General features: G+C 62.9%; 12 protein-coding genes. 5 read left to right on the top strand and 7 right to left on the bottom strand.

Annotation, left to right across the window (positions count from 1 at the left end; translation table 11 throughout):
* Positions 1 to 67 precede the first annotated feature (67 nt).
* Complete coding sequence (locus BC443_RS17970) at positions 68 to 1,360, top strand: adenylosuccinate synthase (RefSeq protein ID WP_071233250.1); 1,293 nt, start codon at positions 68 to 70, stop codon at positions 1,358 to 1,360.
* A 129-nt stretch (positions 1,361 to 1,489) separates the two neighbouring features.
* Here the strand turns inward: BC443_RS17970 and BC443_RS17965 are convergent, their stop codons facing one another.
* From BC443_RS17965 to BC443_RS17935, 7 genes are all read right to left on the bottom strand, one after another.
* Positions 1,490 to 2,713, bottom strand: a complete 1,224-nt coding sequence (locus BC443_RS17965) for an alginate lyase family protein (RefSeq protein ID WP_071233249.1) — start codon at positions 2,711 to 2,713, stop codon at positions 1,490 to 1,492.
* A complete protein-coding gene (locus BC443_RS17960) occupies positions 2,710 to 5,472 on the bottom strand; it encodes a tetratricopeptide repeat protein (RefSeq protein WP_071233248.1) in 2,763 nt (920 codons plus the stop codon). Before BC443_RS17960 ends, BC443_RS17965 begins: the two co-directional genes overlap by 4 nt.
* 127 nt (positions 5,473 to 5,599) lie before the next feature.
* A complete protein-coding gene (locus BC443_RS17955; protein ID WP_071233247.1) occupies positions 5,600 to 6,841 on the bottom strand; it encodes an alginate lyase family protein in 1,242 nt (413 codons plus the stop codon).
* Between the two features lie 29 nt (positions 6,842 to 6,870).
* Complete coding sequence (locus BC443_RS17950; RefSeq protein WP_071233272.1) at positions 6,871 to 7,773, bottom strand: polysaccharide lyase; 903 nt, start codon at positions 7,771 to 7,773, stop codon at positions 6,871 to 6,873.
* Positions 7,774 to 7,853: 80 nt separating this feature from the next.
* Positions 7,854 to 9,323, bottom strand: a complete 1,470-nt coding sequence (locus tag BC443_RS17945) for an HlyD family efflux transporter periplasmic adaptor subunit (RefSeq protein ID WP_071233246.1) — start codon at positions 9,321 to 9,323, stop codon at positions 7,854 to 7,856.
* A gap of 26 nt (positions 9,324 to 9,349) precedes the next feature.
* Positions 9,350 to 11,308: a glycosyltransferase gene (locus BC443_RS17940; RefSeq protein ID WP_071233245.1), complete on the bottom strand. Its 1,959-nt coding sequence runs from the start codon at positions 11,306 to 11,308 to the stop codon at positions 9,350 to 9,352.
* Between the two features lie 374 nt (positions 11,309 to 11,682).
* Positions 11,683 to 13,095, bottom strand: a complete 1,413-nt coding sequence (locus BC443_RS17935) for a UDP-glucose/GDP-mannose dehydrogenase family protein (protein WP_083387505.1) — start codon at positions 13,093 to 13,095, stop codon at positions 11,683 to 11,685.
* 712 nt (positions 13,096 to 13,807) lie between these two features.
* On the opposite strand from BC443_RS17935, the gene BC443_RS17930 reads away from it, so the two are divergent.
* From BC443_RS17930 to sufD, 4 genes are all read left to right on the top strand, one after another.
* Positions 13,808 to 14,287 (top strand): SUF system Fe-S cluster assembly regulator, encoded by a 480-nt coding sequence (locus tag BC443_RS17930; protein WP_071233244.1) that lies wholly within the window; start codon positions 13,808 to 13,810, stop codon positions 14,285 to 14,287.
* A gap of 109 nt (positions 14,288 to 14,396) precedes the next feature.
* Positions 14,397 to 15,839 (top strand): Fe-S cluster assembly protein SufB, encoded by a 1,443-nt coding sequence (gene sufB / locus BC443_RS17925; protein WP_071233243.1) that lies wholly within the window; start codon positions 14,397 to 14,399, stop codon positions 15,837 to 15,839.
* A 75-nt stretch (positions 15,840 to 15,914) separates the two neighbouring features.
* Positions 15,915 to 16,667 carry a Fe-S cluster assembly ATPase SufC gene (sufC, locus tag BC443_RS17920; protein ID WP_071233242.1) on the top strand — a complete coding sequence of 251 codons (753 nt, stop codon included), beginning with the start codon at positions 15,915 to 15,917 and terminating at the stop codon, positions 16,665 to 16,667.
* Positions 16,664 to 18,001, top strand: a complete 1,338-nt coding sequence (gene sufD / locus BC443_RS17915; RefSeq protein ID WP_071233241.1) for a Fe-S cluster assembly protein SufD — start codon at positions 16,664 to 16,666, stop codon at positions 17,999 to 18,001. Before sufC ends, sufD begins: the two co-directional genes overlap by 4 nt.

Raw genomic sequence — 18,001 nt, 5'->3', positions numbered from 1 at the left:
CGTGGATACAGCAAATGGATCGCGACGAACGACCGGATCGCGACGGGTTGATCAAGAGACGAGAGCAATGGGCAAGAACGTAGTCGTATTGGGTACTCAGTGGGGCGATGAGGGCAAGGGCAAGGTCGTCGACCTGTTGACCGAGTCCGCCAGTGCCGTGGTGCGATTCCAGGGCGGGCACAATGCCGGCCATACGCTGGTGATCGACGGCCAGAAGACGGTTCTGCATCTGATTCCTTCCGGCGTGTTGCGCGACGACAAGATCTGCGTGATCGGCAATGGTGTCGTGCTGTCGCCGGAAGCGTTGATGGAGGAGATCAAGGAGCTGGAGGCCAAGGGCGTGCCGGTGCGCGAGCGCCTGCGTCTGTCGCCGGCCTGTCCGCTGATCCTGCCTTACCATGTGCGCCTCGACCAGGCGCGTGAAAAGGCTCGCGGCATTGCCAAGATCGGTACGACCGGACGCGGTATCGGACCGGCCTACGAAGACAAGGTCGCGCGTCGCGGCCTGCGCCTGGGTGACATCCTGCATCGCGAGCGTTTCGCCTCCAAGCTGGGCGAGGTGCTCGATTACCACAACTTCGTGTTGACCCGTTATCACGGTGAACCGGCCGTCGATTTCCAGGAAGTGCTGGATCAGGCGATGGGCTTTGCCGAAGAACTGCGCCCCATGGTCTGCGACACGGTCTCCCTGGTCCACGATATCCGCAAGTCCGGCGAAAACATCCTGTTCGAGGGCGCTCAGGGCTCGTTGCTGGATATCGACCACGGCACCTATCCCTACGTCACCAGCTCCAACACGACCGCTGGCGGCACGGCGACCGGCTCCGGGGTCGGCCCGCTTTACCTCGACTACGTGCTGGGCATCACCAAGGCCTACACCACGCGCGTCGGCTCCGGCCCGTTTCCCACCGAGCTGTTCGACGAATTCGGCCGGCACCTGGCCGAGAAAGGGCATGAGTTCGGGGCAACCACCGGTCGTGCGCGCCGCTGTGGCTGGTTCGACGCCGTGGCGCTGCGTCACGCGGTGCAGATCAACTCGGTCTCCGGCATCTGCCTGACCAAGCTCGATGTGCTCGACGGGCTCGAGAACATCCGCGTCTGCGTCGGCTATCGCAGCAAGGATGGCGAAACCATCGACAATCCGGTCGATTCCGAAGGGTACGAAGTGATCGAGCCGCTCTATCACGATCTGCCGGGCTGGAACGAATCCACCATCGGGGTGCGTAGCGTCGAGGATCTGCCGGCGAACGCGCGCGCGTATATCGCCTTCCTGGAAGAAGAAGTCGGTACGCCGATCGATATCATCTCTACCGGCCCCGACCGTAACGAGACGATCGTGCTGCGCAATCCGTTTGATTGATCGCTCGCGCCGAGTCACTCGGCGAAGCAATCGGACGGTGAAGCAATCGATCGATAAAGCAGTCTATCGATAGAGAAGTCGATAGATGACAGAAGATGGCCCGCTGCCCTGGCAGCGGGCCATCTTCGTTCAAGGGAGGGCAGTGGGCGCCTTCGCCAAGGATAGCAACGCCGTTGCCGCCATGGCCGAGTCACGATCAGGGTCCTGTACCCAGCGCTGGAAGAGCGGTCCGATACGGCCACTGTCTTGCAGCAGGCTGTCGTCTCGCAGCAGACGATGACGCGCCGCTGTCACCAGATTGGGGAGCGCAATGGCGGGATCGAAACCGTGAAGTTCCTGATACGACCAGTCATCGGGGTTGGCCGCATGATTGGCGACCCAGCGATAGGCGGCCGCCAGACGCGTCCGATCCGCTTCCTCTTCCGGCCAGGTCAGCCCCAGCGCCGAAGCTTCGCGGAGCATCACCGACCAGGCTGCCAGATTGAAATTGGCATAGTGCCATGGCCGGGTTCGTTTCAGCTCCAGCGGTTGACGCCCGTCGGGCTCGAACTGCGCTTCCAATCGGTCAAGCGCTTCATGCAACTGGCGCTTGGCCAGGGCCGGGCGACCGACGAAGCGGGCAAAGGCCACGACCTGCGCGTCATACCAGGTGCCGTGATTGTTGCGCTTGGAATGCTCCTTCCGGCCGTTCTCGCTCGTCAGCATCCAGTCCAGATAGTCGCCGTACCACTGCTTCAGCGGGCCGAGCGTTTCGTCGGTCAGCGCGGGGGAGGGCGCCAGTTGCCGGATCGATTCGGATAGGCCGATCAGCAGCCGACTTTCGATGATGCCGATGCCGCGCCCTTCGACCCGTCCCGGTATGGCCTGGGCGTAGCGCAGGTTGGGGGCCATCCGTGTCTCGGGCGTGACGAACCAGTGGCGAAGTTGCGCGACGGCGCGTTGGGCATAGCGCTCGTCACCGGTGAGGCGGTAACTCCAGGAGAGCACGTTGACGGTGTCGATGAAATCGATCAGGCGCTGCTTGTCGGTTGCATCGCCGAGCGTCGCTTCATTGTATTCACCATCACGCCGCACGTAGGGCAGGCCATCGTCACTGTCCGGGTCCGGCCACCAGTAGGGTGCAAAGCTGAAGTAGTCGTGGGCGTCTTCGCTGGCCGGCAGCCGGGTTTTGTTCACCACGCTGTAGAGCGGTTTCCGGCGTTCGCTCTCGGCCCGGTCGATCACGGCCGAAGCCGCGATGTCCGTCGCGGCCTCGGGGATCGTGGTTCCGGCTGTTGCCACCGGCGCCAGGGTCGGGAGCGCCAGCGCGGCGAGTACCAGTGCCAGCGCTTGTCTTTGGCGATATCGAATCATGTGGAGGATGCATCCCCGGCAGCGGTAGCCGCCTCGGGATTCTCCAGCAGATCCTGGAGGGTATCGATCGCGGTTTCGCTGTCGCCTTCCATGACACCGTCGAGCCAGATCATCGCCTGTTGCTGATTGACGAACTCGACGCCACGCGTTTGCAGAAAGGCCTGAGCCAGCGAGATGCGAGCGGAGCGGTGCCCCTGACGTGCGGCATCGACCAGCAGTTCCGCGCCCTTGTGGGGGTCCCGCGGCAGAACTTCTCCGCTGAGATAGGCGCGTCCGAGTGCGGCCTCGGCGCCGGCATGGCCAGTCTCGGCGGCGGCGGTCAGCAACTGCTTGCCCTTGTCGATGTCCTGGGTGACGCCACCCTGGCCTTCGAGATAGGCCGAGCCCAGCGCCGCTTGCGCGGAGGCATTGCCATTGCTCGCCGAACGGGAAAGCCAGCTCACGGCTTCGTCGGCGTCCGCGTCGACGCCGTTGCCTTCGAGGTAGGCCAGCCCCAGTACGCGCTGGGCGTTGTCGTCACCGCGTTCCGCTGCCTGGGAGAGATAGCGCACGCCACGCTCCGGGTCAGCGGCGACGCCGGTGCCGTTGAGATAGGCTTCGCCGAGCGTTACGCCCGCGGAACCATGCCCGGCGTTGGCCGCGCGGGTCAGCAATCTGACGCCACGTTGCGGGTCGGCGGGGATGCCGTCGCCGGTCAGCAGCATTTGACCGAGATCGGCCTGGGCTCCGACATGGCCGGCGGCGATCGCTCGTTCGAAATAGCCTGCGGCGCGTCTCTTGTTGACGCCGACACCCAATCCTTCCGCATACATCTGACCGAGCGAGGCCGTCGCGCCGGGGTGACCCGCATCGGCGGCTTTCGACAGCCATTTGCGTGCGCTGGCGTAGCTGGCGCGGACGCCCTGGCCGCGCAGATAGGCCCGGCCCAGATCCGCCATGGCCGGGACTTCGCCCATATTGGCCGCGCGGATCAGGTCGTCGATATTGCCTTGCTCGCCGCTGGCGCGGTAGGTACGAGCCAGCGCCTGTCGTGCCGATGGGTGGCCCGCACGCTCAGCCCGCTGGAGCCACAGTTCCGAGCGGTTCAGGTTCGGCGATACACCGACCCCCTCGCGGTAGGCGCGACCGAGCACCACCATGGCGTAGGCGTCACCTTGGTCAGCGGCTTCTTCGAGCAGTTTCACGCCCTGGTGGCTGGCGCCGGGAAGCTTGCCCTCCAGGTAACCCTGGCCGAGCCGTGTCTTCGACGTGGTGTCGGTGGGATCCTGTTCGACGGCCAGGTTCAGCCACCGTTGCGCCTTGGCCGGATCGCGCTGCAGGCCGGTGCCATCCATATAGGCGATACCCAGAGTACGCGCGGCGCCGCTCTGTTTCTGGTTGGCCGCATCCGTGAGCAACGCAACGCCCTGAACCGGATCGGCGGGCATGCCTTCTCCCTTGAGATAAGCCTCGCCCAGGCGAGCGGTGGCGTAAGGGTGGCCGAGCCGATTGGCGCGCTTGAGATATTCGACGCCACGCTGCGGCTGTGCCTGGACCTTGTCGCTATCGAGATAGATGTTGCCCAGCAGGGCGAGGGCGTAGGCATCGTTGTGCTGTGCGGCTTGCTCCAGCAGTTGAATGCCTCGCTGGGGATCTTCGGATAACACCACGCCGTCGAAATGGGCTTGCCCCAGGCTGCGCGTGGCGTCGAGCTGGCCCTGCTCCGAGGCTTTGGTCAGCCACTTTTCGGCGAGCGCCGGATCGGCTTCGACCTGGCCTTCGCCCAGATAAGCCTGACCCAGCCAGTAGGCGGCATCCACGTTGCCGGTTTGCGCTGCGCGTTCGAGCATGCTCAGGCCTTCGGAGGGATCCTGCCGGTCGAGCAGCAGATGGCCGGCGGCGGCCAGCGCTTGCGGGTCGCCGCTTTCGGCTGCCCGGTTCAACCACTGCTGCTGACGCTCGGGTTGGGGCAGCAGGCCATCTTCGGCGTAGAGTCGCGACAGCGCGAGCATGGCATCGACATCGCCGCTCTCGGCGCGCGAGGTCATTGCCTGCGCATAACGCTCGGCATAGGCCCGTGCCCGGCTCGGGTCGTTGCCGAAAGCACCGCCGGCGGCATAGTTTTCGGCCAGTTTCTCGAGCGCGCGCGGCTCGTTCTGGGCCGCTGCCTTTTCCAGCTGTTCGCGGGCGGCATCGACATCACGCGGCACGCCTTCGCCTGCCAGCTGCATCTCGGCGACCTCGATGCGAGCGCTGGGGTTGCCGTCGTGGTCGATGGCCTGCTGGAACAGATTCCAGGCCAGGGCGGGGTCCCGCTTGACGCCGTCCCCGGCGAGATAGAGTCGTCCCAATTTCAGCGAGGCGTTGTCGAGCCCGCTGAATTCATAGGGAACGGCCTGGCGATAGTAGTGAACGGCCAGTTCGGGATCGCGGGGGACGCCGGCGCCGTCATCGTAGATTCGCGCCAGCTCGTAAAGGGCTTCGGGGTGCGTCCGTGCCATGGGCTTGAGCAGTTCGATGGCCTTCAGGCTCTGGCCCTCGGCCTGCAGATTGCGGATGTATTCCATGCGGTTCCAGTCGGTCGAAGGCATCGACTCGACGTAGCGATGGGCAAACAGCGCCCGATCCTGGGCGGCGACGGTTTGCATGTCCTGGGTACCCTGGCCGGCGCAGGCGGTCAGCATGATGGCCGAAACCAGGGCCGAAGCCAGGCCCGGTATGAATCGGCTAGTGGGCCGGCGTGACAGGGGCAGCAGGTCAGTGCGAGTGGATATCGTCATGCGAGTCTCCTTTGGGTCGGAGCCGTTCCGTCCCTGGAACGGTCCTGAACAGTGAATCGTCGGATCCCGAGGCCGTGGCAGGGCTCGAACTCGAGCCTCGGGGCGAAATCAGGCGTCGGGCGCGAAATCAGGTATCGGGTTCGAACGTGGCGAGTTGCTGCTCTTCGGGTTCCGGCAGCGCGCGAGGCTGGGCTTTCGGATCCATGAAGTAGAGGGTGACGTAGCCCCCGGCACTGCGGTTGTCGATGGGTCGCTTCTGGCTGACGTAGTGGGAGATTCTCGGATCCTCTCGGTGCTGGAGATAGACCTCCATCCAGGCCAGGTACTGCTCGTCGTCCAGAAAGCCGTAGTACTGGGAGTGGGTCGCCAGGTCACCCAGCGCTGCCGGGTCGTCGAAGGTGTCCAGCGCAAACTGGACCGCATCGTCGACGGTATGGCCGTCGTACTCGAAGTCGAACAGGTCGTAGCCTTGGCGATAGGCCACCTGCATGATGTTGACGAGATACAGCAAGGCATAGTTCTGGTAGTGGCTGGCGCGTCGTCCACGAGCCATTTCGTGGGGCAAGGCCCCGCGCGGGGTCATGTCGCTGAGCGCCGAGTAGACGGCGCTGACGCCGAACTGGAAAAGCTCGTCGTCGTCCGTCAGTACGCCGATCATGCTGGCGTAGAGCGCTCGACGGTAGAAGTGGTTGTTGCAGCAGCTCGGGTCTCCGCCACGAATGGACGAGTGCTGGTGGGCCAGCGTGTTGAGCCAGTGATTGATGCGTTCGATCGCCTCGGGACGCTTGTCCGCCACGACCGGACGCACGATGGAGTAGGCCATGGCGGCGGCAAACATCATCGACTCGGTCGAGTACCAGCCCTGGGGTTCGAGACGGTCGTAATAGAACTGGCTCAAGGCGTCTTGAGTCGCCCATTTGTCGAGAAACCGCACCAGGCAGTCGGCGTAGTAGTCATCCCCGGAGGCGACGTAGGCGCCAGCCAGATTGGAGACGGTGTCCTCGAAATCGAACAGTGGCTCGGAAGCCAGCTTCCAGGCCTGGGGCTGCGGATAGTAGCCGGGAATCCGGATGACACTGTCCAGCGCCGGCTTGGACAGCTCCTGTTGACAGCTGGGACCGGGCTCGAGCTGATCACTGTTGTACTGCAGCAGATCGTTGTCCGTCTGCTGCAGCAAGGCCATGCGTGCCTTGACGTCGAAATAGGAGGCATCGGGATCGGTGACCGTATATTCCGACAGATCCAGCTTCTGGCGCTGTTCGTAGCTCATCGCCTGGGCCGAAAGCGTCAGCCCCAAGGCGGTTACGCCCAATAGCATCGTGAGAGTGAGACGCAGGCCCACACGGCCTGCGAGTGACGTCCGTTTCATGAAAATCGACTCCCTGTCGAAAGGATGGATCACGCCCTGGGGGCCATCAGGGTGAAGTCGGCGAAATCGACGACCTGGTGACGCGGCGTGCGCCAGTCGCTGCCGTGACCGCCAAAGAAGGTCGAGAACATCAGGCCGTCGATATGCACGTCTTCAGTGGTGCGATAGACGATGCCCTGCTGCTCGAGAATCGGCTGGCCGTCGATCCAGACACGCGCAATGCCGTTGTCGCGGTCGGGATCGTTGAGCACGATCTCCTGCTCCACGCTGACCCACTGTCCCGGGGTGAAGCGCCATCGGCCACGGCCGACCGATTCGCCGTAGTCGGCGTCTTTATTGGCGACGTACTCGTAGAGCTCGCCCTGACCCTGCTTGCGCCACATGAAACGCATCGAGAAGCCGTTCTTGCCGGTGACCTCGTCGCCGCCGGTGGGGCCGTCGCCGCCGTAGAGGCCGGGCAACTTGCCACCCTTGACGAAGTCGAAACCGGGCTGGAAACGCACCTGGTAACGCAGGCAGGCGCGATCGGCCTGACGCAGCGCCGGCACCGGCATCACGAAACCGGCGCCGCCCTCTGCGGCATCGCTGGGCGACGAGCTGCCTTGCGGGTAGCTGACACGCAGGGCGGGCGCGTCGAGTCCGCTCTCCTCGTTGCTCAGCACCTGCAGGTTCTGTTCGCCCCAGCGTCGCTCGGCATCGAGCCCGCTCTTGACCCAGGCCTTGGGATCCGCATTGGCCGGGATGTTCATGCCCGGGGCGTGTACCGGGGCGTAGCGTGTCGAGCAGGCCGACACCTGGGGCCGGGTGAGATCACCGTCACTGGCGGCCTGCGCGGGCAGGGAGACGACAGTCAACGCGCCGGCGAGCAGTGCCGCCGTGCCCGAAAGGCGCAATGAGCGGCGGTTGGCATTGTCGAGCTGGGATCGCGTCATGGTCATTTCCTCGGCAAGTTCGTTTGCGATGGGTTTCGGTAGCGCTTCACGGTCGCTTCACGCGACGGCCAGTCGAAGGCTCAGTTCATGGCGCTTTTCATTCCGTCGGCGGCACTCGTCCACAACGATTGAACGCCTTGATACATGGCGCGGCCCGCCTGGTAGGTCCACTCGGCGGCCGTGTCGAGCATCGGCGCTTCGGTGAAGCGGACATCGACCGGCGTACCCACGGCGCTGGCCGGCAATGTCTCTTCCGGTACCAGCAGCACGCTCGCCACGTTCTGCTGCTGGCGCACCCAGTCCGGGAAGCCGGCACGCGGCTGGCGTTCGACATCGAGTGCGACGCTACGCACACGCGCGGGAATCGGCTCCGAGGCATTGGGCAGGGCGATATAGGCCTGCTGGTGGTTCTCGATATCGCCGATATCGTCCATGTGCACCAGCGCCTCGACCATGACGTCGTTGTTGTGGGTGTTGACCAGCGTCATGACACGGTCCCCTTCGTTGACGTAGGTGCCGCCGGCAGCGCTGAGTGCCCAGGCCACTTCGCAGTCACACGGGCTGTAGATGGTGTTGGCCGATACCCGTGCCTTGTAGGCATCGATACGCGAACTTTCGTAGTCGCGGGCCGTCTCGAACTGCTCTACCCGTGTCCTCGCGATTTCCGGCGACAGGGTCTCGTAACCCAGCTCGCCGTCTGCGGGGTTGGAGGATGTCGCCACGCTGACCTTGTGGTTTCCAGCATCGTCGAGGCTGTCCTGAAGGTTATCGATCAGGCGCTTGTTGTAGTCGAACGAGGCCTGGGACAGCAGCAGATCGTTCTGGAGTTCGGCGTTATTGACCCGGATCAGCGGCTGGTCGCGCTTGACCTTGTCGCCGGCGTTGAGTTCCAGGTCTTTCAACTGGCCGGCGCCGGGCGCCAGGATATCCGTTCGCGGCGCCGTTACCGCGGCGAAGCTCGGCTCGATCAGAAAGACATTACGATAGACGGTCGCGGCCACTGCCGCCGTCAAGACGCCCGCGGCGACGAGCAGTGCCAGGTAGCGGAACATGGGAACGCGACGCTTGGGCTTGGTGGCCGGTGTCGCGACGTTGCCACGGCGCTTGCGGGGGGTCTGGGCATCCTGCGGGTCGACCAGGCCATCGAGACTGACATGGCGTCCGCTCATCTGGGCGCGAATCACCCGGCGCAGAATATCGCGCTGGCGGGGTTCCATCTGGGTGAATTCGAACGCGACGCGCTGTTGGCGCGCGTCGCCGATCTCGCGCAGTGGGCGCGCCATCGCGGGCAGGGCCAGCTCGACACCGCTGGCGGTCAGCATTAGCGCAACGGGGATCTCGCGGTGGCGCTCCAAATGCATCGAGGTCTCGGCGGAAAAGCCTCCCATCGAGAGATCGTGGCCCTTGACGACCCGATCATCCCCCAGACGAACGTTGAAGGGCATTTCGACGCGGACATGGCGGCGCTCGTCGCGGCGTTCATGGCGCAGCTGATCCGGATCCCGGCGTGTCTCGTTGTCATGGCCTGACTGGCGATCGTGATCTGACATGGTGAAGTCTCCTTGAAATTCCCTGGCTACTGGCGGTTCTGTGCCAGCGCGTTGTCTTCCATGTGGCTGCCTTCGAGCGACAGCGATAGCGCCGTCAGCTGGATAGCGTGACCGGCAAGCTGAATCTGACAGGGCTGCTGGGCGTCACAGTCGAACTTGCCAGCGCTGGCGAGCGTGGTGTCGCCGGAGCGGATCTGCGAGGCGAGTCCGGTGCCGACTTCCAGCGTGGTCGGATCGTCCGGGTCGCCATAGCCGTGAAGGCTGGTGCCGCGAATCCTGTCCAGCGAGGCGACCTGGTCGTTGAATCGGGCATCGATCCGGTAGTGGCCGGCGGGCAGATGAACGCTGCCGCCCTCCGGTGCGTCGGTCAGCGTCAATGCGAGCCAGCGATTGTCGGCGGCGTCTTCCTCGAGCGTCTCCGGCTGGGCGCCGGTCATCGCCGCGATCGACAGGCGATCGGCCGGGGCCATGATGCCGCCGAAGATGGCCAGCACGAATATCAGCCCGCCCAGGTAGAGGGCGTGGATGAAATGGCCACCCAGTCGCTGACGACGGGCTGCGCGAGGATCGTCGGGCTCGCCGGCGGAAATGCCCTGACGTGACCATTTCTGACGGTTGAAGCGAAAGCTGACATAGGTCTTCAGGATCGCGCCGCTGAGCTGGTTGTAGTAGAGCATCGGCACCCACAGTGCGCTCCAGCGTCCGCGCTGCCAGGCCAGTACCAGGCTGGTCAGGCCGCGGGTCATCAGGATCCACAGCAGGTAGGCGAAGATGAACGACGGGCGCACGAACAGCGTCAGCATGATAGCGATGGTCGGGCCGATCAGCGTGGTCCACATGGAAAGCCGCTGGTCGACGAGGCTCCACCAGGTGAACCAGCCCATGCGGCTTGGCCCCAGCGCGATGGCACGGCCGTTGGTACGCAGCATGTTGCCGAACCAGCGGCGCATCAGATCCAGCGTCGACTTGAAGAATCGGCGACGCTCGGGCAGCTCCTCGAAGCCGGTGACGTAGACATCCGGGAGATAAAGCATCTTCCAGCGATGCTTGAGCAGCCAGAACCAGGTCGACTTGTCATCGCCGGAGAGGAACTTGAAGTTGCCGAAACGCCAGTGCTCGACGTGGTCGTTCTCGACCAGCTCGATGAATTCGGGCTCCGTGGCGAGATCGGCACGAAACGCGCTGTAGCGGCCGGTCAGGACGAGCAGTCGCTCGGATACCGAGGTCGAGCTCATGACCAGATGGCGCTGGGCGTAGCGCAGGTCGTACCACTCCTTGGTCACATCGTTGCCGATGACCACCGCGTTATTGTTGGTGGTGATCGCCCCCAGGTCATCCTTGGCCAGAAAGAACGATAGCGAACGTTCCAGCGTGCCGGGTTCGATGCGGATGTCACCGTCCATGCTGACCAGCAGCGAGCGGTGTGTCGGCATGCAGCGGGAGATGGCGCGCAGTACCTCGGCCATGGCCGAGCGTTTGCCGTCACCTTTCTGGAACATATAGCGGACACTGACGTTGTCGGGCCAGCCATGTTCTTCCATCACCTGGTCGATGATGTCGACATCGCTGCGGTCGGCGATGGCGGCGAACAGCGTCGTCGGCACGCCGTAGTCCGCGGCATCGCGAATCAGCGCGTCGTAGACGGCAAAGGTGACCTCGGTGTCGATCCGAAACGAGGTGCACAGGATATAGAGCGCGTCCGGCGTCTCTCTGGCGCCGACGGCATCAGCCTCGGCCCGCAGCCGAGGAAACATGCGGCGGTTGTACCAGACGGAGCGTACCGCCTGCACGAACCACCACGAGTAACGCCAGGCCCCTATCAGGCCCACGGCGAAGATGAAGCTCTTCGAGCCGGGGTGAAAGACTTCGCCCGGCAGATGGGTCACCAGCAGCAGGGTCAGCGCCGCCAGCAGCAGGATGACCGTTGCTTCGGTCGCCACTGAGGCTTTGCTGGGCCTGGCTCGGGTGTAGTTGATATGGCTCATCGGGATGTCCTTGGAGTCGTTCCTTGACGTCGTCCCTTGCGGGTCTGCCGAACCCGCCGAGCAGACGCTACGCTTTGTCTAAAAAATGTCAGCGCTCACGCATACGGCGTTAAAAATCGGCTCAAAATGCTCATTTACTCCGCGTAAACTGGGACGCCAGCCCGGTCCTTTTTCGCCGATCTTGATTCGCTACGCTTACCCTTCGGGCCAGCCTTCGGCTGTTGCTCCCTACGGTCGTTGCGCCTTGTCTGGCTATCGCTCGTCGATTTTTCAGACAGCGCTTGATTCCTGCAGGCCCGTGCAATGGCACCAGCCTGGACCGTGACGGAAATCGGGGCGGCGGCGGTCATTGCCGCCGCCGACGGCATCGCGCGTTATAGCGTGTAGGCGATGCCCGGGCCGCTGCGCTCGGTCTGTGACGCCAACGGCGCGGGGGCCTCGGTGGGCTGGGAGATGCGAAGCGAGTCGGCGCGACCGACCGCGAAGTAGAGCAGGCCGGCGGCACGCACGCTTTCCGGGTTGAACAGGTTGCGGCCATCGATGATCGCTGGCGTGGTCAGCTGCTCGCGCAGGCGGCGGAAGTCGACGGTGCGGAAGGCTTTCCACTCGGTGCAGATCACCAGCGCATCGGCGCCTTCGAGGGTGTCGTCACGACGTTTCGTCAGCACCAGGTCGTCCCGCTCGCCGTAAATTCGCTGACACTCCTTCATGGCTTCCGGATCGTAGGCACGAACCTTGCCGCCGGCTGCCCATACCGCTTCCATCAGCTCGCGACTCGGGGCCTCGCGCATGTCGTCGGTGTTGGGTTTGAACGCCAGCCCCCAGACGGCGATGGTCTTGCCTTGCAGGTCACCATCGAGTGCTTGAGACAGCTTGGTGAAAAGACTCGCCTTCTGACGGTAGTTGACCGCCTCGACCGCGTTGAGCAGTTCCGCCTCGTAGCCGACGCCGCTGGCGGTGCGAGCGAGCGCCTGGACGTCCTTCGGAAAGCAGGAGCCGCCATAGCCGCAGCCGGGATAGATGAAGCTGTAGCCGATGCGCGGGTCGCTTCCGATACCCCGGCGCACGTTTTCGACATCGGCGCCGAGCCGCTCGGCCAGATTCGACACTTCGTTCATGAAGCTGATCTTGGTCGCCAGCATGGCGTTGGCGGCGTACTTGGTCAGTTCGGCGCTGCGGATGTCCATGAACATCAGCTTTTCCTGGCGCCGGTTGTAGGGGGCATAGCACTCGCGCATCAGCGGTTCGACGCGAGGAGAGTCGCAGCCGATGATGATGCGTGCGCCCTGCGAGAAATCTTCGACGGCAGAACCTTCCTTGAGGAACTCGGGGTTCGAACAGACGTCGAAGGGGATGTCCACGTCGCGCTGCTGCAGCCGGCGGGAAATGGCGTCAGTGACACGGTCTGCCGTCCCTACGGGCACGGTGGACTTGTCGATGACCAGCTTGTACTCCTGCATGTGGGTAGCGATGGTATCTGCCACGCTGAGGACGTATTTCAGGTCGGCGCTGCCATCTTCGTCCGGCGGCGTGCCCACGGCGATGAACTGCAGGGTGCCGAAATTGGCCGCCACCGCAGGGTCGGTGGTGAACAGCAGGCGTTCTTCGGCCACGTTCTGTTTGATCAGTGCTTCCAGACCGGGCTCATAGATAGGGACGATGCCGTTCTCGAGACCGGCGATCTTGTCGCTGTCGACATCCATGCACATGACTTCATGGCCGGCATCGGCGAGACAGGTTCCGGTAACGAGACCTACATAACCCGTTCCAAAAATGGTAATCCGCATGATGGCTCTCCTTGCTGATTCGTATCGTTATGTGTCCGACATTCACGAGCTGTCCCGTGGCGTCGGCCACTCGATCTGCCAATCACTGGCATTCATTCATTGGTGTTGAACACGGCAAACTGTCATTTGCTGTAAAGACTTACGTTCTGCAAAGCATCGCGTAATGGCGGCGACAGGAATTACAAAAGCCGGCCATATCGCGAGGCTAGTTTTTATTAGGATGTCAAGTGATTGATTCTACAGGCCTTTAGGACCTCGCCTCTTTACAGCTAATGACAAACAGTGTTTCCGAAATACAGGGACAACGTTAGTGTCAAAGTGCCTTTCGTTCCAATTAAGAAAAATCTCATGTAAACGAGAATGCGGCTTTAGTGTCGTTCTATTGCACAGCGTGTGACTTTATGACGACATCCCTTGTCTCGAGTTGGAGACGCCAAAAAGGCGTCCTGAAGCGATTTTGGTAACTTCTAGTTACTAAAGGTGTGATTGAGAATCTTAGTTTTCCGAGTTTTTCTTTTTGTGTTCTTTTGATGTTGCGTAATTCAACGACATCGCTTGCCTGTGAACGGGTTCCCCGTTCCGATCGGCGCCGGGGCGCTTGCCAGGCAGGTGGGGCCGCGATTCGCTGGCGAGACCAAGGGTTCACAGCGTGGTTAAAGAGGACTAAAATGGTCCTATATAGCGGCTGTCAGGATCGAGAGGGCATCAAGGCATGCTGAAACTATCGAAATTGACGGATTATGCGGCAGTGATCATGGCGCAGATCGCACGGGATCCCGAGCAGGCGCATACGGCAGCCGAATTGGCGGTACGCGTGAGCCTGCCTCATCCCACGGTAGGAAAGACGCTAAAAATGCTTTCCAAGAGCGGGTTGCTCGAGTCGCGTCGCGGTTCGCATGGGGGTTATGTGCTTTCCCGGTCGCCGGCGGAGATCACCGCCAGCGACATCATTGCCGCCATCGAGGGGCCGATCGGCATGACCGAGTGCAGCCATGCCGACGGAGACTGCGAGCTGATGGATACCTGCGGCGTCGCCGACAATTGGCAGCGGGTGTCACAGGCGATACGGACACTGCTCGACTGTGTCACGTTGGCGCATCTCGCTCAGTCCGGCCCGCTCAAGTTGCCGGTACAGTTACCGATCCAAAGCGTGACGTTGCCCTCGACGACCGGGGCAGTGCGCGAACATTAAGAAGACGTGGCAATGGCAGGTGCAGTCGCGGTGAGGGTCTTGCCGCTTCTCGTGTCTGTTCGGGACTGCGTCTTCGTCATAAGACTCTCGGTGGAGAGGAGAGAAGACCATGGCTAGCGAAGAGATGGAGCAGTTGGTCCGTCGCGAATACAAGCAGGGATTCGTGACCGACATCGAAAGCGATACCGTGCCGCCGGGCTTGGATGAAAGCACGATCGCCTTCATTTCCCAGAAGAAAGAAGAGCCGCAATGGATGCTCGAGTGGCGTCTCGAAGCCTATCACCAGTGGCTCAAGATGACGCCGCCGTCCTGGGCGCATCTCGAATATCCCCCCATCGACTATCAGGCAATCTCCTATTTCAGTGCGCCGAAGAAGCCGGAAGACCGCCCGCAGAGCCTGGACGAGGTCGACCCCAAGCTGCTGGAAACTTACGAAAAGCTGGGTATTCCGCTGCACGAGCGGGCGGCGCTGGCGGGGGTGGCCGTCGATGCCGTGTTCGATTCGGTATCGGTGACCACGACGTTCAAGGAGAAGCTCCACGAGGCCGGGGTCATCTTCTGCTCCATCTCCGAGGCGATTCGCGAGTACCCGGAACTGGTGCGCCAGTATCTGGGGACGGTAGTGCCGCAGGCCGACAACTATTTCGCCGCGCTCAACTCCGCGGTCTTCACCGATGGCTCGTTCGTCTACGTACCGGAAGGCGTTAAGTGCCCGATGGAGCTGTCGACCTACTTCCGGATCAACGCCGCCAATACCGGCCAGTTCGAGCGTACGCTGATCATCTGCGACAAGCAGGCGCAGGTTTCCTACCTCGAAGGCTGTACCGCGCCGATGCGTGACGAGAACCAGCTCCACGCGGCGGTGGTCGAGCTGGTCGCGCTGGAAGATGCCTACATCAAGTACTCCACGGTGCAGAACTGGTATCCGGGCGACGAGGAAGGCAAGGGCGGCATCTACAACTTCGTCACCAAGCGTGGTGACTGTCGTGGCGATCGCTCCCGCATCAGCTGGACGCAGGTCGAGACCGGCTCCGCCATCACCTGGAAGTACCCCTCCTGCATGCTGCGTGGCAAGGAGAGCATCGGCGAGTTCTATTCGGTCGCGGTGACCAACGGTCGCCAGCAGGCCGACACTGGCACCAAGATGATCCATATCGGCGAGAATACCCGCTCGACGATCGTCGCCAAGGGGATCGCCGCCGGTCGCAGCGACCAGGCCTACCGCGGTCTGGTCAAGATCGGGCCACGGGCCAAGGGCGCACGCAACTATACCCAGTGTGATTCGCTGCTGATCGGCGACCAGTGCGGCGCCCACACGTTCCCTTATCAGGAGATCGGCAACAGCACCGCCACCGTCGAACACGAGGCCACCACGTCCAAGATCGCCGACGATCAGCTGTTCTACTGCCGCGCGCGCGGGATCGACGAAGAGGACGCGGTAAGCATGATCGTCAACGGCTTCTGCAAGGATGTCTTCCAGGAGCTGCCGATGGAGTTCGCGGTCGAGGCCGAGGCGCTGCTCAACGTCACGCTGGAAGGTTCGGTGGGCTGATTCGCCGCCACTGTCGAATTCATATGCCAATTCGGGAGGCTGCGTCGGCGGTCTCTCTCGTTTCAAGGGTTTCACATGCTCGAAGTCAAAGATCTTCACGTTACGGTCGAGGACAAAGCGATCCTCAAGGGCCTCAATCTGACCATCAACGCCGGTGAGGTCCATGCCATCATGGGGCCGAATGGCGCGGGCAAGTCGACGCTGTCGGCGGTGATCGCCGGCAAGGACGGTTACGAGGTGACGCAGGGCACGATCCTGTTCGAAGGTCAGGACGTGCTCGAAATGGAAATCGAGGAACGGGCTCGCGCCGGTCTGTTGCTGGGATTCCAGTACCCGGTCGAAATCCCCGGGGTCAAGAATATCTACCTGCTCAAGGCGGCGCTCAATGCCCAGCGCGCCGCGCGCGGTGAAGGGGAGATCCCGGCGCCGGAGTTCATGAAGCTGGTGCGCGAAAAGAGCGCCGAGATGAAGATGGACCCGAGCTTCCTGCAGCGAGCGGTCAACGAAGGATTCTCCGGCGGCGAGAAGAAGCGCAACGAGATCCTGCAGATGCTGGTGCTGCAGCCGAAGCTGGCGATGCTCGACGAGATCGACTCCGGTCTCGATATCGACGCCATGAAGGTCGTCGCCGACGGCGTCAACTCGCTGCGTGACGCCAATCGCGCCATTCTGCTGGTGACGCACTATCAGCGCCTGCTCAATCACATCGAGCCGGATCATGTTCACGTGCTGGTCGATGGTCGTATCGTCAAGAGCGGCGACAAGGACCTGGCGCTGGAACTCGAAGCCCGCGGTTACGATTGGGTGCTGGAGGGATCTGCCGCATGAGTGCACCGGAACGCTTTCTCGAGCGTCTGACCGCACGCCGCGCCGAAGACCCCAGCTGGGTCGCGGCACGGCGCCAGGCCGGCGCGGCGCGCTTCGAGGCCTTGGGTTTTCCCACGCGACGTGACGAAGAGTGGAAATATACCGACGTGCGCCGTATTGCCGAGGGCGATTTCGCTCTGGCGACGGACGCCGCGTTCGACACTACCCGCTTCGACGAGCAGCGCCTGGATATCGACGCCTATCGGCTGGTGCTGGTCGACGGCGTGTTCAGTGCCGAGCTGTCCCGGCTCGACGGCCTGCCAGCCGGCGTTTCCCTCGAACCGCTGTCCAGGGCGATGGCTGCCAACCACGAAGCAGTAGGCGGTTCGCTCGGCCGTCTGGCGGGTGTCGATTTCTCGCCGTTCACGGCGCTCAATACCGCCTTCGCCGAAGAGGGCGTCATCGTGCGTCTGGCACCCGGTACGGTGGTCGACAAGCCGATCTACGTGCTGCTGCTGTCGCGGGCCAACGAACGGCCGGTGATGAGCCATCCGCGGGTACTGATCGAAGCGGGCGCGCGCGCCGAGGCGACGATCGTCGAGCATTATTCGGGCGAGCCCGACGCCGCCAATTTCACCAACGTGGTGACCGAAGTGCTGCTCGATCGCGGTGCCATCGTCGATCACTACAAGTTGCAGGAAGCGGCGCTGACGGATCTGCACGTGGCCAGCATCCACGTCGATCAGGGGCGCGACAGCCGCTTCAACTCGTACAACCTGAACCTTGGCGGGGCGCTGGTACGTACCGATCTGGTGACGGATCTCAATGCCGAAGGCGCCGAAGCGGCCTATAACGGGTTGTTCTTCGTCCAGGGGCGTCAGCACGTCGACAACCACACGCTGGTCAATCACAACGCGCCGCGCACGTTCTCCAACGAGAACTACAAGGGTGTGCTAGATGACCGTTCTCGCGGCGTGTTCAACGGCAAGGTCTTCGTCAAGAAGGACGCGCAGCAGATCGAGGCGTACCAGAACAACGCCAACCTGCTGCTGTCCGACCGTGCCGAGATCGACACCAAGCCGGAGCTGGTGATCTACGCCGACGACGTCAAATGTTCCCACGGCGCTACCACAGGCCAGCTGGACGAGGAAGCCGTCTATGCGCTGCGTAGCCGCGGCATCGATGAGCCGATGGCTCGGGCGCTGCTGACATTGGCCTTCGTCGGCGAAGTCATGGACAAGGTGCGTCTCAACGTCATCGCCGAGCGCGTCGAAAGAGCCGTCGCGGGTCGTCTGCCGGAGCGCTTCAACCTGGCCGACCTGGTGGAAACCGCCGAGGCGATTCAGGAGGCTTGA

It is taken from the genome of Salinicola sp. MIT1003 (assembly GCF_001858555.1).
Lineage (GTDB): Bacteria > Pseudomonadota > Gammaproteobacteria > Pseudomonadales > Halomonadaceae > Salinicola > Salinicola salarius.
The sequence above is the reverse complement of the archived record's forward strand: the minus strand, read 5'-3'. Positions and strand labels throughout refer to the sequence as shown.

What these genes read in the sequence shown, in the direction of transcription:
- BC443_RS17945 (WP_071233246.1), bottom strand. Translation starts at nt 9,323, where the DNA reads ATGTCAGATCACGATCGCCAGTCAGGCCATGACAACGAGACACGCCGG.
- BC443_RS17965 (WP_071233249.1), bottom strand. Translation starts at nt 2,713, where the DNA reads ATGATTCGATATCGCCAAAGACAAGCGCTGGCACTGGTACTCGCCGCG.
- BC443_RS17960 (WP_071233248.1), bottom strand. Translation starts at nt 5,472, where the DNA reads ATGACGATATCCACTCGCACTGACCTGCTGCCCCTGTCACGCCGGCCC.
- sufB (WP_071233243.1), top strand. Translation starts at nt 14,397, where the DNA reads ATGGCTAGCGAAGAGATGGAGCAGTTGGTCCGTCGCGAATACAAGCAG.
- sufC (WP_071233242.1), top strand. Translation starts at nt 15,915, where the DNA reads ATGCTCGAAGTCAAAGATCTTCACGTTACGGTCGAGGACAAAGCGATC.
- BC443_RS17930 (WP_071233244.1), top strand. Translation starts at nt 13,808, where the DNA reads ATGCTGAAACTATCGAAATTGACGGATTATGCGGCAGTGATCATGGCG.
- BC443_RS17955 (WP_071233247.1), bottom strand. Translation starts at nt 6,841, where the DNA reads ATGAAACGGACGTCACTCGCAGGCCGTGTGGGCCTGCGTCTCACTCTC.
- BC443_RS17940 (WP_071233245.1), bottom strand. Translation starts at nt 11,308, where the DNA reads ATGAGCCATATCAACTACACCCGAGCCAGGCCCAGCAAAGCCTCAGTG.
- BC443_RS17950 (WP_071233272.1), bottom strand. Translation starts at nt 7,773, where the DNA reads ATGACGCGATCCCAGCTCGACAATGCCAACCGCCGCTCATTGCGCCTT.
- BC443_RS17935 (WP_083387505.1), bottom strand. Translation starts at nt 13,095, where the DNA reads ATGCGGATTACCATTTTTGGAACGGGTTATGTAGGTCTCGTTACCGGA.
- sufD (WP_071233241.1), top strand. Translation starts at nt 16,664, where the DNA reads ATGAGTGCACCGGAACGCTTTCTCGAGCGTCTGACCGCACGCCGCGCC.
- BC443_RS17970 (WP_071233250.1), top strand. Translation starts at nt 68, where the DNA reads ATGGGCAAGAACGTAGTCGTATTGGGTACTCAGTGGGGCGATGAGGGC.